This window comes from Lentibacillus sp. Marseille-P4043 (assembly GCF_900258515.1).
Taxonomy (GTDB): Bacteria; Bacillota; Bacilli; order Bacillales; family Amphibacillaceae; genus Lentibacillus_C.
On record NZ_LT984884.1, the window covers coordinates 3,770,618 to 3,785,451 of the forward strand.

Here is a 14,834-nt window from a genome sequence, read left to right on the forward strand (position 1 = left end):
GATAGAAAGTACTCTTTATGAAAAGGAGACGTAGAGCAGCACAATCACGTAATGACGGCCGATATGCCTAAATTACAAATTGTACATGGAGGGGGAAAATGGGTTATCTAAACAATCAAAGTTTTGACCCGGAGTGGGTGGAATTAATACGAGAAGCAAGGAATTCCGGCTTGAGCCCGGAAGAAGTCATGGATTTTTTTGAAAAAAACAAGCGAGATGCTGCCGACAAAAAAACACTGCCAACGTTGTACAGAAACGTAAACATGCATGAGAAAACGATCATTTAGAAGGTATTATCTTTTTGGATAATACCTTCACTCCCCGAACTTTCCGAATACAGCAGTCACCTCTTAACGTTATAATGGACATGCCGTTTTGCTATTTTTCCTATTTGGAATTGAATGTTATTCGCTAGGAGAATCTGTGGGATCTTTTCCCTTAACCTGCTTTAACGTTGCTACAATAAGAAAGCTAACAATCACTAATAAGAGCCATGAACTCACCTTTCCTAGATGAACGAGACTCCATGCCTTGGTTTGGTATGGATACTCCCAAGCCCCAAAGAACGTTGCGATATTTTCAGCTATCCAGATAAAAAATCCGATAAGCACAAAAGAAAATGCGAGTGGCATACGGTAACGCTTTCCATTTACCTCATAAGTTACCCATGATTGCCAAAAAACGATAATAACAAGCCCGAACAACCACCAACGGACGTCAATCCAATAATGGTGGGTAAAAAAATTCAAATAAATCGCAGCTGCAAGAGGGACAACTGCCAAAAACGGTGGCCATTTTACCAGTTCAACCTTTAATCGCCTCCATGCCTGGCACAGATAACTTGCTACACTTGCATACATGAAGCCGCTATACAAAGGTACGCCGAAAACTTTGGTATATCCCTCCCCCGGATAAGACCATGAGCCCATATGTACCTTGAAAAGTTCAAGCGCAAGTCCGATAAGGTGGAACAATGTGATCACCTTTAGTTCATCCCGTGTTTCAAGCCCAGATCGCACCATCCAGACCTGCATTAGAAGGAAAATGATGAGCAGCCAGTCATACCGTGGCAGAAGAGGAAGTGATATGAACTTTGTTAAGGCCAAAGAGACAAAAATAACGACAGGAAACAAACATGATAAAGCCTGCTCCCACCCAAAGCGAACAAGCTGTTTTACTGCTCTCATGATTTGTGCCTTCAAAGTTTTTTTCTGATAATTATTTTGAATGGTTAAATTCATGAGGTATCTCCTCTCCTGTGCAGTTTTTTTCGTAAAGGGTATTTCCACTCTATTAATTTTAGGTATCTTCATCACTTCGGTATTCTAAAAGATCTCCAGGCTGACATTCCAACGCTTTACAAATCGCCTCTAAAGTTGATAATCGAATCGCCTTTGCCTTGCCATTTTTCAATACAGAAAGGTTAGCCATTGTTATTCCAACCCGCTCCGAAAGTTCGGTAACGCTCATTTTCCTTTTAGCCAGCATCACATCAATATTGATTATAATCGCCATTCTTTTCACCTCAGACCGTTAAATCATTTTCTGATTTGATATCTATTGCCTCTTTTAAAAGCCTTTGAAGAACTGCAGCAAAGACCGCAATCACCATGGAAGCAAAAATAATAACCATTCCGATTACGATGATGCCTGGCGCGTCGTCTCTCTCTGCCAAAAGATAAAAAAGCGGCATGCCTACCACATATAAAATACTAATTGTGATTGCACAGTATTTTATCTTCTTTAACGCTCCTACAGATAAATCTGAGAAAGCTTTGTTCTTATCAATATAGCTTAAAAGTTTAAAAGCTTGATACAGGGCAATATAAAACGGTATTGCCGCCCCATACATAACGATTAAAACAAGATAGTTTATAGAAGCAATATCTGGATACAATTCTTGGGCATAATTCGCTATCTCAGGTACTACAAATATGCACAAAGCAAGAATCGGTATTCCAATAAGAATAACAGCTATTTTTAAGAAAAGTGTTGATCCTCGTTTCATAAAAAGCACCTCACCAATATATTATGATTTGATTTTAACACGATATTTATTGTTTTACAATAAATAATTATTGATTTTATTTATGTTATTATTGTTACAGGATTATCTTTTAAATTTTAGACAAGATAAAAAGCATTCCCCTTTATAAGGAAATGCTTTTTAACAATAAGCAAAGTGAACATTGTTATCATGGTCATCTACAATAACTTTTGCAAACATCTGCGTAAGCTACTTTCAGTCAATTAAAAAAGGATACATGCTCTATATTGAACACAGTATCCATTCACGATGATCGTATGATTAACTTTCTAAGCGGAATTTTAAAAACCAAATTCATTTTTTGACTGATTTAATAATTGTCGAATCCGGGCCTTATACGGATCTTCCGGGACTTCCACAGTTGCTATTCCATATACCTTTGTTTGGCAACTAAGCCGCATGCCTTCCTGAATCTTGTCAAATCCGAGACGTTTTTCCTCAATATCTCGTACCTGATTAACACCTTCTTGATTTTTTATGTACACTTTACATGTTGTACATGACGCTTGACCACCGCACTTATGCCTTAATGGAAACCTGCCTTGCATAGCAGCGCGTAAAATTGTGTGGCCCTTTTTTATATTAATTTCTTTCATAGCGTTATCAGCATCACGAAAAATAACTGTAGCCATTAAAATGTCCCCTTCAAAAATGTTTCCATATCACAAAATTTTAACACCATTACGTTTAACATACAACTAGCCGAGATTTTATAATGTTGCCTCTTTACGCACTTTCGCTTCCGCAACTGCCACCACCACAGTCTGGTACCCAACCAATTGCTTCTGGCCATTCGCAGGGAGTTAATTCCTCACCCGTAAATGAATTCTTCCCGTTGAAACCCTCGGTGTTAATTGTTAAAATATTTTTATAAAATGATTATCTATGAAACCTTTTTAATCAAAGGCAATGGGCTAATATGAAATAATAATCCACAACTTTACCTCTCGAAAGGTCGGTGTTTATCATTGAATACAATTGGAGTCGATGCGGGTGGATCACTTGTGAAAATTAGTTACGAGGAAAAAGGAAAATTGCATACAAAAACGTATCCAATCGAGGAAATTACCGCGTGCTTGAATTGGCTGCAGATGTTATTCCCAGAAGCCACCCTCAAACTGACTGGCGGGAAAAGCGCTTATTTACAATCAATCGCCAAACAGAGCATCCAGGTGATCGATGAATTTCAAGCGACTATTAAGGGAACCCGCTATCTGTTAGCGAAGGAAGAACAACAGAAAGCTCCTGATCAATTTATCCAGGTACATATCGGAACAGGAACTTCGATTTTCCATGTCACCCCGGACTCTTTTGAACGCCTGCTAGGGACTGGAATTGGTGGTGGTACGTTCATGGGGTTGGGAAAACTTATTTCCGGAAAAGACACCTTTAACCAATTAATTGAATTGGCTGCACAAGGATACAGTCAGCATAGTGACTTATTAATTAAGGACATTTATGCGCCAAGCCCCTCCCCGCTTTTAGGTGATCTAACGGCAAGTAACTTCGGCAAGGCCAATTCAAATGAAAACGCATCGACAGCAGATCATATAGCAAGTCTAGTTAGAATGATCGGCGAGACGTTGGTGCTACTTGCCACACAAGCTACAACTGCACACCAACTGGAAACCGTTGTATTCACCGGAAGCATGTTGAATGGTAATCAACCGCTAAAAGAACTGATAAACAGTTTCCGAGATATAATGGATTTTAACCCGATTTTTTTAGACAAAGGTGCGTATGTCGGAGCAGTAGGTGCATTGCTGGATGTGTGAAAAGTACTCAATTCAACGTTAACAGCTACTTCAGGGTGTAAACAATAAAAAATAACATACTAAATGATTTATTGTCATATCAAGGTTGTTTTCAAGAACTGGGGAGGTTACTGAATTTTATAAACGTAAAAAATTTATATTAAGGCTGATTAATTGGATTATTATTTTTATTTTATATTTAATACTAATCTATGCCAGTACAGTGAACTATGAATACTTTAATATGCAACAACAAACACATCTTACTAGATTATTAATATATATACCCACTGTTTTTATAATTTATATATATGGAGAAGTAAATAAGGTTTTTGATAAAGAAAAAAATGCAAAATCGAAACATGAAAGGACATATTTGGTACTGGCAGTGCTGTGGACGATTATATTTATCATTCTTAATGTTTACGGTTTCCTTTTGACGTGAAATTTTAAGGTTACGGATGTTTTTTATTTATTTGGATTTATCACCAATTTCATCCATGGATTTTGGCGAAGAACCCAAAAAATTATAGGAAAGATTGGTTTTTATGGTAATTTAGTAATTGTTATTTTGTTCTTCCCTTTCATTTATCACTTTCGGGGAACTTTGATTTTTGGTCCATAAAACTTAGATTTGTTAGATAATAAACAGATAGCTTACCTTGAATAAGCTCTTAGTTCGTTAAGTGCAAGGTGAGTGGAAAAGAGTGGAAAAGAACTCCGCGGGATTAGCAAATTGAAGATGCACATATTTATATGGGAGGTCATGGTGGAAAAATTAGATATAAACAGTATTATACGAAATAAAAAGGCATTATTTTCCTTGTCAGCTTTTGTGATAATTGTAATAGCAGTTATTTTAATTTACATACTTTCATCAGCTTCAACAACAACAGCAGTTATTACAGTTTTGGAAAAGGGATACTCTAAAGACACTCAAGAGGCTTTTATTATAACAGCTCCTCCCAATTCATCTGATGAAATTTATGAAATTAAAATATTAGTAAAAGAGCCTATGGTATGGAATTTAATTGAAAAAGGAAAAGTCTACACTATCGATTATGATTCGAGACAAAATGATAGGATCTTAAAACAAATTCATATCTTTGGTGACGACAAAGCAATAGAATAAATAACTAACCTTTTATTAGAAGAGTTGGCTAAATGGCTGAATTAGCACTTAGTGATTAGTTTCAATTAAATTAAATCTAGAAATTTAATTAATTTAACAAGGCAAATTTATTATTCCAGAATAGGGTGCTTTAGTTGAACCAGGAAAACAAAGCTTAGAGATAAAAATTTCTCTAAGCCTTGTTAAATGGTATTTATAGTACGAATGGTATTGTGAAAATGGAATGCCCTATGTTTTCCTATGTGAATTAGGATTTTGCACCTCGCAAGGAAACCCCTCACTTCATGGGCGTGAAGGCTATTCCTTAAAAAGCTCCTCAATCATCTTGTCAACATGGATTTCAGTCGTGTTCAACAATGCTAGATCTGTATCATCTTCTTTTATAATCATCGGCAGTTCCGTACATCCCAAAATGAGGCCATCCAAATTTTCCTTCTCGGCCGTGTCCTGAACTATCTTAAGAAACTCTTTTTTGGTTTGCGGATCAACAATGCCATTTTCTAATTCATCCACAATTTTTTGATGCAAATATTGCTGTACATCTTCTTCCGGCACGACAATTTCCTTTTCTCCTGTCAGAAAAGGCTTTTTGAAAAAATCATGTTCCATCGTAAATTTCGTCCCTAAAAGACCCAATCGCTTCAGTCCTAGTTCATTCGCCTTGTCATATGTTGCCTCCACAATACTGATCATAGGAACAGCTACCTTTTTCCGCACCTGATCAAATACGATATGTGGGGTATTGGCAGAAATAATAACGAAATCAGCGCCAATGGATTCCAATTTTTGCGCAGCTTCTCCAACATAATCAACGAGACCATCCAAATTCCCCTCCGAAATGAAACGGAAAATGTTATACATATTAATGCTATTAATGAACAACTCCGGCAGCTCCTGCTTACTGTTCACTTTTTCCTGATATTTTTTTATAAATGATTGATAGTAATCAACCGTAGATTCTGGCCCTAAACCTCCGATAATGCCTGCGTGTTTCATTCGATCCCATCCTTTCTTTATAATTCAAATGTTTAGTAAAAAGGTATGTCTACTCTATATTAACACGACTTGTTATTATTTGTGGTAGAATGCTACATTATTTTTTCGAATTCTTATCCCCTATTTTAAATAGGAAATTTCTATAAATGGCCTGGGTAATTACGGAGTTTTTCGAGGCTAACTGCAGTGGTATATTTTGTGTTCAAATTTGTAATGATTCGTTCATACTCCATTCATGAAACAGGAATATAATCCAGTTATAACATAAAGATGGAGGCATGAACGATGAAGCTTGCATGGAAAGAAATGAAGAAGAACAAAGCACGATTTATGATTTTAGGATCAATCGTTTTTTTGGTTAGTTTATTAACATTTATCATATCTGGATTGGCGAATGGCTTGTCCCACGATAATGCAGCGTTAATTAAAGATTTGCCAGATGGTCAATTTTATATGAACGAGGATGCTGATGAAACATACAACCTTTCTAAAATAGATGAGAGCACACAAAATAGAATTATAGATGAGGAAAATGATGCTGTAGCATTTTCCATCCAAATGGGGTTCGTGAACGATGCAGATGACAAACAACATAGTGTTGCTTTTGCCACCTCGACTGATTCAAAGTTATTCGAAAATGTTGAAGAAGGTGAAATCGTACTCGATGGTTCATTGAAAGATAAAGGTATAAAAGTCGGTGATACAGTCACAAGCAAGCAATTAAACGGTGATTTTAAAGTGCAGGGATTTGTCGATCAAAAGAAATTCGGCCATGCACCTGTTGCATATATCAATATGAAAAACTATCAAGAAATGTTTCACGTACATGAGATGCAAATGGTATTCATCCCTGGAATGGAAAAAGCACAAGACATTTCAGGATTACAATCATTTTCAAACAAGGACTTTCTTAACACGATTCCGAGTTACAGCGCAGAACAGATGTCACTCAATATGATTGTTTGGTTCCTAGTCGTCATTAGCGGAATGTTGTTTGCGGTATTCTTTTATATGATGAACGTGCAAAAAATCGGCTTATATGGAATTTTGAAAGCAATTGGTGTCAAAACAGGCTCCCTATTTAGGATGATGTGGTCACAAATGTTATTCATTACCGCTATGGCACTCGCACTGTCTGTTGCACTAAGTCAAGGCTTCACCATGTTCGCACCAGATGGAATGCCATTTAATTTAACAATAGAGACAACAACGCAACTGGCGATTATTTTCGTGATTATTGGTTTTATTGGAGCTACACTATCCGGTATCCAAATTAAAAAGGTCGAACCACTACAGGCGATCCAGCAAGGAGAGGTTTAAATGACAGCTTTTACGATTGATGAAGTCAAAAAAACATTTACAAATGGGGAAATAAAAGAATCAGTATTAAATGGGATTAATCTTTCCCTTCATGAAGGTGAAATAACAGCATTGGTAGGTGCATCCGGATCAGGTAAAAGCACACTCCTTACAATAGCTGCAGGCCTTCAACGTGCATCAAATGGGCAAATCCTTTTTGAAGATCAAAATATGACAAGTATGGGGCAAGAGGAAATTCGAAAAATCCGCGCAACACAGTTCGGTTTCATCTTTCAATCTTCTCACCTTGTCCCTTTTCTTACAGTGGAAGAGCAACTGATGCTGATGCTCGATGTTTCAGGCACTAAAATGAAAAAGCGGCAACAAAAAGCGGAAATTGAAAAAGTTCTTAAATTAGTAGGCATGGATCACCGAAAAGATGCGTATCCTGCTTCATTATCAGGAGGAGAAAAACAGCGAGTAGCTATCTCTCGCGCTATTATTCACAAGCCGAAAATGCTGTTTGCGGATGAACCAACAGCTAGCCTAGACTCAACAAAATCAAGGGATGTTATGACACTGATTCAAAAGCTAACAAAGACGTTGAACATTACAACATTGATGGTAACCCATGATGAAGAAATGCTTCCTTATGCTGATCATATTGTTACAATGAAAGATGGATTGATTATGTGAAAGACTTCTTTTGCTCAGAACTAACCGGTTGAAAATAGGATAAATGAAACTCGAACATGAACAAGGTCAGCCTCCGCACGAAATTTGTGGAGGCTGACCTTGTTTTGCTTCCTACAATGCATCCCTAATAATCCGTTTATAATAAAGCACCGACAGAATACCGAAGATCGAGTACAAGAAGGTATACAACAGCATAACGATAACCATCGGCGTCAACATTTCTGTACCAAACATAAACCATCCGGATTTAACAGCAAAGTAACTGTGCAACAGCCCAAGTACTAATGGGATTCCAAAGTTAAAGAGCTGCTTGATTTGAATACCACGTAATAAATCTCCTTGTGTAAAGCCAAGCTTGCGTAAAATCGTGTAGGTGGATTTTTCTTCTTCACTCTCATCCATTTGTTTAAAATAAAGAATACACCCCGACGTGATTAAGAAGGTTAACCCCAGAAAGCCAACAATGAACATAGTAAGACCCTTTGCTTGTTTCTGTTGGCTGACGCTCTCCAAGTAACTGTATGCTGGATTTCCCTCCTCGTCATACCAGTCCTGAAAAATGTTATTTGCCTGATTTAGCTGATCGTTATCGACAATGTCAATCCCGATATACTCGGAGCCTAAACCTCCTTGAATGTCCGGATCCAAATTTTTTGCCAACTGTTGATAGTCGTTATCATTCACGATTGCAACCGGAAACCCGAATGATAAAATACTTGACACAATGAATCTATCTTGAAGCTCCGAATACTGCACATTAACGGTATTTTCCTGATTGGATAGGGCAATATCGCCTTTATCTTTAAAGGAAATGGACTGTGTTAGGATACCTCTAACCCCGGTGAGGACAGCCTCATCGGGCGAAACGCTAATATCCTCTGTTGATTGATCACTGATGACCACCATCCTGCTATCCGTGAGCTTACCATTGAAATTACTTGGAATGGATTTCAAAGCTTTAGTTATGTCAGCACGAATGGTTATTAAATCAATTTGACTCTGCTCATAATCAATTTGTTCCTCATCCAGTTTTTTCATAAAGTCCTCTGCATCACTTGCATTTGTAATGAAAAAGTCATTTGGGACTATCTGCTGTGCCAACTTTTCCGTTGAATAATAGGAGATATAGGTTAGAGATAATAACCCAATCGCCAAAGCAGAAACGGTTGTAATGACTGTCAACAATACAGCGTTAGACCTCATGCGGAACATGATGGACGACAGGGATAGCACGTTATTAATGGATAAGTAACCGGCTTTCGTTTGACGAATAAGCTGCAGGATAAAACTGACCGATCCTTTAAAAAACAAGTAGGTACCAATAATAACGGAACCCAAGATGGCCAGCATTACAAAAAGCAGCATATCCCCACTGATATCTCCACTGAATAATTTCGTGGATAAATAATATCCGGCAGCAATGAGCCCAATGCCAAATATTCCGACCAGTATCTGTATAACCGACAGTTTTTGGACACGATTCTCCGTCTTGGACCGTGCTTGAAACAGAGAAAGAACGCTCTGTCTGCGAATAAATAGAAAGTTCATGATCATAATAAACAAATAAATAATCAGAAAGACTACGATTGTTTGCCACATGGCTTTAGCAGAGAAGTTCAGCGCCGCAACCTGATCGATATCTGTTATTTTGAAAAAAATCATTTTAATCAGCTTGGATGCGGCAAAGCCAAGAAAAATCCCTATAGCTAAGGAGCCAACATAAAGCGCGAAGTTTTCAATACTCAAAATACGGAAAATCTTGCCCTTGGTCATGCCAATAAGCTGGAATAGGCCAATCTCCTTGCTTCTTCTTTTAATAAACAACGTGTTGGCATATAATAGAAACACAGCAACAATGGCGATTAGTAATACCGCCCCGGCACGAATTCCTGCTGATCCTTTTACGGTATTCGCCCTAGCGTCCATTGCCGGATCAAACTGCAGCGTGACAAATGCAAAGTAAAGCGCCACACTAAAGACTAGGGCGAACACATACAGATAGTAATTCCGGATATTTTTCTTCAGACTCTGCAAGATCAGGTGATTAATGCTCATCATGCACACCGCCCAGGACACCTTGTGTTTTCATAATGTCTTTTAAAAATGCTTGTCTCGTTTCTTCGCCTTTATTTAGTTGAGTATACATTTGCCCATCTTTGATAAAAATAACGCGTCCCGAATAGCTGGCAGCAACTGGATCGTGGGTGACCATGACAATCGTTGCATCTCGTGTTTGATTTAAGTTGTTCAGTTTATTTAATAAATCGGATGCGGACTTCGAGTCAAGGGCACCGGTCGGTTCATCCGCAAAAATAATGCTTGGCTGATGGATGAATGCACGAGCTGCTGATGTCCGCTGTTTTTGCCCGCCTGAAAGCTCATTTGGGTACTTATTTTGCATATCACTAATACCGAGTTCATCCGCAACTGCTTGAAACGCCCGGTTTGCCTCTTTTTTTGACACGTGATTAACCGATAGTGGCAGCAATATATTTTCTTTGACAGTCAGTGTATCAAGCAAGTTATATTCTTGAAAGATAAACCCTAAATGATGTTTGCGGAATGTAGCAAGTTGTTTATCTTTCATCGATGTTAATTCCTGTCCTTGGATGACGATCGTTCCCTGGCTTACCCGGTCAATGGAAGAAAGCACATTAAGCAGAGTTGTTTTTCCTGAACCGGATGCCCCCATGATACTGACGAACTCGCCTTTTTCGACGTTAACATCGATCCCTTTTAAGACTTCCTGTTTATTAAATTTGTTTCCAAAGCTTTTATGAATTTTCGTTGCTTGTAACATCATGTTTCTTCACTCCTTTGAACTCTCTCCATCATAAGCGTACCCCATCCATTTTTCCTTCGATTCACCGAACAAATGATACTGGCATGTGACAATCTTGTCACATGCCAGTAATCGCAACAAATTTATTTTTGTTAGGGAATGTTAACGTAAATGTTGTACCTTCTCCAACGATGGATTGGACATCGATCTTGATATGTAATGGCTTTATCGCATTCTTAACCAAATAGAGTCCCATACCAGAGGAGGCTGTGTCCTGGTGGGCAGTAGTAGAGGTAAAGCCGCGATCAAAAATGCGTGGCAAGTCTTTGGCGTTAATGCCCCTCCCGTGATCCTCGATGATGAGCTTTGTATGCTGCTGATCCTGGTAGCTGGTGACCGAAATATCGGCACTTTCCGTATATTTAATAGCGTTGGTTAACAGTTGCCGAATGATGAAGGCGAGCCATTTGGCATCCGTTAACACCTCCTCCTCTTGTAAAGAAACGTCAAATCCTATTCCTTTGCGTATACACCAGTACTGCAATGCTTTTATTTCTTGAAAAATCAGGGCTTCCAAGCTGGTATGTTCGATGTATAAGTCGTTTTCCATAAAAGGAATGCGCTTTTGATGCAGCTGCTGGTCGAGAAGCAAGTACGTTCGCAGCCATTCGTACTTTAATTGCTGTTTGATCTTATTATCTTCTACGCGATCAATCATGAGTTGCATCGCAGTTAGTGGTGTTTTCACTTCATGTACCCACGATAAAAGTTCATCTCTTTCTTGTTCCAAATTTATATTGTGTTGTGAAAGCTCATTTTTATACTTAGTCGTTTGCTTCTCGAGTCGTTCTTTAACCATTTTTTCGAACGGACTCCTCGCCCTATTGATATCCGTTAAATCGTAATCGCTATCCCATGCTTGCAGGCTTTTGTAAAATGCTGTTTCCTTTTGATAGCGGACGACGGCAAATATAATTAGAATAATAGTCGATAAAAAGACAATATATAAGACAGGACGGATGGTGATGGATGGGTCGATTACAGCGATAAAAAGTGTAAGCAGTTGTAATCCGATAAACAAGATTATCCAGCTGCATCGCTCCATTAAGTACTTTTTAATCATTGGGATGGGCCACCTCCTTCGCCTGATAGCCTTGCCCAACTTTCGTCGCGATAAAACGGCCTAATCCCAGTTCTCCCAATCGTTTACGCAACCGGTTCACATTAACGGTTAGGGTGTTATCACCAATGAACCGCTCATCATCCCAAAGACTCTGGATGATTTCTTCACGGCTGACGATCTCGTTTTTACGTTCGATTAAAACTTTCAGGATGTACATTTCATTTTTCGTAAGCTCAATGGTTCCTTTTTCATTGGCAATCGTATTTTTGGCATAATCAACCGTTGCGCTATTCCATGTGCGCAATTCGACTTGCTCCGTGTTGTAATCATAGACACGCCGGAGGATCGCTTGTATTTTCGCAATCAAGACATCAAAGTGAAACGGCTTCTGTACATAATCATCCGCACCAAGCTGCATAGACATAACCATATCGGTCGGGTGATCGCGTGACGATAAGAAGACAATAGGAACATTGGAATTCATCCGAATCATCCGGCACCAATGGAATCCATCGTATTTCGGCAATTGAATATCAATAATGACCAAATCTGGTTTTAAACTTGTAAAATCTTGCATGATATCGTTAAAATCTCTCACACCAAACACATCATAATCCCAACTGGCAAGCCGCTCTTTTATTTCTTGAAACAGGCTTGTATCATCTTCAATTAACATAATCTTGAACATGGAACCACTCGCTTATTCATCTATCATTTTGGTTTCATTGTAGCGAAATCGTCTCATTATGTACAGAATTGACGTTTGCCCTGGACAGGTCTAGGGGGGGAGAATGGGGAATGACATTCTGTACTATCTTTACAATAGATCCGTAATTAGGCATCTCTTGCTAACTGATTACTCGTGAATGTCAGTTTTTATCCTTCGCCATCCTCGTTATCCCCTTTCAGTTTATTTATATTTAGTATGACCTTGTTCTGTATATTTTTTGCTTTCATTTTGGATTTCCACATAAAATAAAATTGTTTACTTTTAACGAAGTGAAGCCGCATTCTTCCGATAAAAAATGCGGCTTCATCAAAAAATAGTTCTTCACTTTTCACAACCACAAGTAGGATCACACTAAGTTTAGTGGTAACAAAGTTGTTTATCGTTATTCCACATTAGCTACCCTTTTCTTAAATGAGCAATCTCGACTAGTTAGTAGTATTGAAGGCTTTCACGATTCATTGTAAATGCTTAAATACTCCTTCTCTTTATATAGCGATGATCAAGACACTTTCTGTATAATTGCTTCCACTCTCTCATTGATCGATTGGAAATTAGGTACTGGCGTCTTTTCATCTGACAGTTGGTATTTTGCTTTTAAATCCGTGATGCGTTCCACACTCTTATCAATCCTGTCTTCGCTTATTTCTCCACTCTCAACAGCCGCTTTCAATTCATCAAATACAGTAGCAATCAAATCGGGATCATGTGCAACGAGCAATAGATCTCCGCCCGCTTTTACTGTCTGGATCGCCGCATCGGCAACATTATAATGATCCGTGATCGCCCCCATCGTCAAGTCATCGGTAATGACGACACCATCAAAATCATATTTCTCTCGCAAAATACCTGTGATCACCCCTTTGGACATAGATGCAGGATAATTTTTATCTATTTTTGGCAACAGAATATGTGCAATCATACTGACATCGGCACCATTTGAAATGGCCTTCTTGAATGGTATAAGCTCCAGTTTGGACAGCTTCGCATAACTTTTATCGACCTTTGGAAGCTCCAAGTGGGAATCTACCCCGGTATCCCCGTGCCCAGGAAAATGTTTCATGACAGAAATAATTCCTTCATTTTGGATCCCTTTCATCGTCTGAATACCCAGCCCAGTGACAATATCCGGGTTGTCACCAAACGAACGATCGCCGATAACAGGATTATCTGCATTGCTGTTAATATCAAGGACAGGTGCGAAGTCCAAATTGAAACCGAGTGCTTGCATCTGCTCACCGAGAATGCTACCAACATTGAAAGCCACCTCAGGATCGTTCAGTTCCCCTATCGAACGGCTCGTGGGCAAGCTTTTCACCCCATCAGGCATTCGTGTCACACTGCCGCCTTCTTCATCAACCCCCAGCAATAACGGGGTAGGGTTGTTGTCAGCATTCACAGCTTTCATATCATTTAAAAAGTTCACCGTTTGGGTTATACTTTCGATGTTATTACCAAATAAAATAATACCTCCAACATGATACCTTTCGATGACTTTTCTAGTTTCGGCAGTCATTTCCGTACCATTAACCCCGCTGAAAATCATTTGCCCGATTTTTTCATCAAGGCTCATCCCGTCGACTTCTTTATCACCAGAATCATTGCTTTCCTCTTCATTTTCAACACCTTTGCTTATTTCCTTCGATAGCGATATATGATCGACCTTAGGGTTATCTGAATCACTGGCAGGTTTCGGAAAAACCCATTTCAAGTCATAGCCGCCAGAAAGTTCATAGACAAGGATGATTTGATCATAATCTTCGTCTTGGTAGTAACGCGTATCATCGGGTTTTTCATATGATTTAAGCGTATCTAAATCGACCGACGTAAATATTTCCTGCGATGAACGCATATCGGACACAATATCATCTGTAATACCGACATCGATGTCACGTGATGGATAGTTCAAAAAAAGACCAACATCTGTTTCACTCTTCTCATCCGGTTCCCCCCAAGCTTCCTGCACATCATCGGCAGTCGTATCACCAACAACGATATGACTGTCCATGACTTTTCCTTGCTTGGCTGAATCGAATATGTTGTCTAGAGATGGTTCTAACTCCACGTCATCTTTATTTTCATTATCTGGTAATGGTTTCTTTGATTGCTGGTCTGCCTGTTTATCATTTGTATCGTCGCCCAACAAACTGATGAAAAAGAAAGATGCTCCAAGAGCGACGATAGCAATGATGGTTATAATTGTGATACGCTTACGTTTGATCATGGTTGTCCCTCCTCGAATAATCATTCTAAAAACTGTTACCTCACTAAAATCAAC

The 14,834-nt window shown here is 38.8% G+C and carries 15 protein-coding genes; 5 read left to right on the forward strand and 10 right to left on the reverse strand.

The annotated features are described in order from the left end of the window. The first annotated feature begins 98 nt into the window (after nucleotides 1-98). The gene (locus tag C8270_RS18755; protein WP_106498301.1) at nucleotides 99-287 is read left to right on the forward strand and encodes an anti-repressor SinI family protein; all 189 of its coding nucleotides are present in this window, start codon (nucleotides 99-101) and stop codon (nucleotides 285-287) included. Between the two features lie 117 nt (nucleotides 288-404). Here C8270_RS18755 and C8270_RS18760 read toward each other — a convergent pair whose 3' ends face one another. From C8270_RS18760 to C8270_RS18775, 4 genes are all read right to left on the reverse strand, one after another. Continuing rightward, the gene (locus C8270_RS18760) at nucleotides 405-1,187 is read right to left on the reverse strand and encodes a DUF817 domain-containing protein (RefSeq protein ID WP_106498601.1); all 783 of its coding nucleotides are present in this window, start codon (nucleotides 1,185-1,187) and stop codon (nucleotides 405-407) included. Between the two features lie 112 nt (nucleotides 1,188-1,299). Beyond that, nucleotides 1,300-1,515: a helix-turn-helix domain-containing protein gene (locus C8270_RS18765; RefSeq protein ID WP_106498302.1), complete on the reverse strand. Its 216-nt coding sequence runs from the start codon at nucleotides 1,513-1,515 to the stop codon at nucleotides 1,300-1,302. Nucleotides 1,516-1,525: 10 nt separating this feature from the next. Then, nucleotides 1,526-2,008: a DUF2975 domain-containing protein gene (locus tag C8270_RS18770; RefSeq protein WP_106498303.1), complete on the reverse strand. Its 483-nt coding sequence runs from the start codon at nucleotides 2,006-2,008 to the stop codon at nucleotides 1,526-1,528. Nucleotides 2,009-2,328: 320 nt separating this feature from the next. Next, nucleotides 2,329-2,679: a 2Fe-2S iron-sulfur cluster-binding protein gene (locus tag C8270_RS18775; RefSeq protein WP_106498304.1), complete on the reverse strand. Its 351-nt coding sequence runs from the start codon at nucleotides 2,677-2,679 to the stop codon at nucleotides 2,329-2,331. Nucleotides 2,680-3,015: 336 nt separating this feature from the next. Here C8270_RS18775 and coaW point away from each other — a divergent pair, with 336 nt between their 5' ends. Together coaW and C8270_RS18790 are read left to right on the forward strand one after the other, a co-directional pair. Next, on the forward strand, nucleotides 3,016-3,822 hold the full coding sequence (gene coaW / locus C8270_RS18780) for a type II pantothenate kinase (protein WP_106498305.1): 807 nt from the start codon (nucleotides 3,016-3,018) through the stop codon (nucleotides 3,820-3,822). Nucleotides 3,823-4,570: 748 nt separating this feature from the next. Further along, the gene (locus C8270_RS18790) at nucleotides 4,571-4,933 is read left to right on the forward strand and encodes a hypothetical protein (RefSeq protein WP_106498307.1); all 363 of its coding nucleotides are present in this window, start codon (nucleotides 4,571-4,573) and stop codon (nucleotides 4,931-4,933) included. Between the two features lie 297 nt (nucleotides 4,934-5,230). Here C8270_RS18790 and C8270_RS18795 read toward each other — a convergent pair whose 3' ends face one another. Next, complete coding sequence (locus C8270_RS18795; protein ID WP_106498308.1) at nucleotides 5,231-5,929, reverse strand: aspartate/glutamate racemase family protein; 699 nt, start codon at nucleotides 5,927-5,929, stop codon at nucleotides 5,231-5,233. Nucleotides 5,930-6,214: 285 nt separating this feature from the next. On the opposite strand from C8270_RS18795, the gene C8270_RS18800 reads away from it, so the two are divergent. Further along, nucleotides 6,215-7,249 (forward strand): FtsX-like permease family protein, encoded by a 1,035-nt coding sequence (locus C8270_RS18800; protein ID WP_106498309.1) that lies wholly within the window; start codon nucleotides 6,215-6,217, stop codon nucleotides 7,247-7,249. Then, on the forward strand, nucleotides 7,250-7,924 hold the full coding sequence (locus C8270_RS18805) for an ABC transporter ATP-binding protein (protein ID WP_106498310.1): 675 nt from the start codon (nucleotides 7,250-7,252) through the stop codon (nucleotides 7,922-7,924). Nucleotides 7,925-8,035: 111 nt separating this feature from the next. On the opposite strand, the gene C8270_RS18810 is transcribed toward C8270_RS18805, so the two are convergent. The 5 genes from C8270_RS18810 to nagZ form a co-directional block, all read right to left on the reverse strand. Next, complete coding sequence (locus C8270_RS18810) at nucleotides 8,036-9,979, reverse strand: FtsX-like permease family protein (protein WP_106498311.1); 1,944 nt, start codon at nucleotides 9,977-9,979, stop codon at nucleotides 8,036-8,038. Beyond that, a complete protein-coding gene (locus C8270_RS18815; RefSeq protein ID WP_106498312.1) occupies nucleotides 9,969-10,727 on the reverse strand; it encodes an ABC transporter ATP-binding protein in 759 nt (252 codons plus the stop codon). The genes C8270_RS18810 and C8270_RS18815 overlap by 11 nt, the downstream gene beginning before the upstream one ends. 97 nt (nucleotides 10,728-10,824) lie before the next feature. Beyond that, nucleotides 10,825-11,829: a sensor histidine kinase gene (locus tag C8270_RS18820; RefSeq protein ID WP_106498313.1), complete on the reverse strand. Its 1,005-nt coding sequence runs from the start codon at nucleotides 11,827-11,829 to the stop codon at nucleotides 10,825-10,827. Next, complete coding sequence (locus tag C8270_RS18825; RefSeq protein ID WP_106498314.1) at nucleotides 11,822-12,517, reverse strand: response regulator transcription factor; 696 nt, start codon at nucleotides 12,515-12,517, stop codon at nucleotides 11,822-11,824. The genes C8270_RS18820 and C8270_RS18825 overlap by 8 nt, the downstream gene beginning before the upstream one ends. Nucleotides 12,518-13,058: 541 nt before the next feature. Next, entirely contained in the window at nucleotides 13,059-14,780 is a 1,722-nt protein-coding gene (gene nagZ, locus C8270_RS18835; protein ID WP_106498316.1) for a beta-N-acetylhexosaminidase, read from the reverse strand. Nucleotides 14,781-14,834 lie beyond the last annotated feature (54 nt).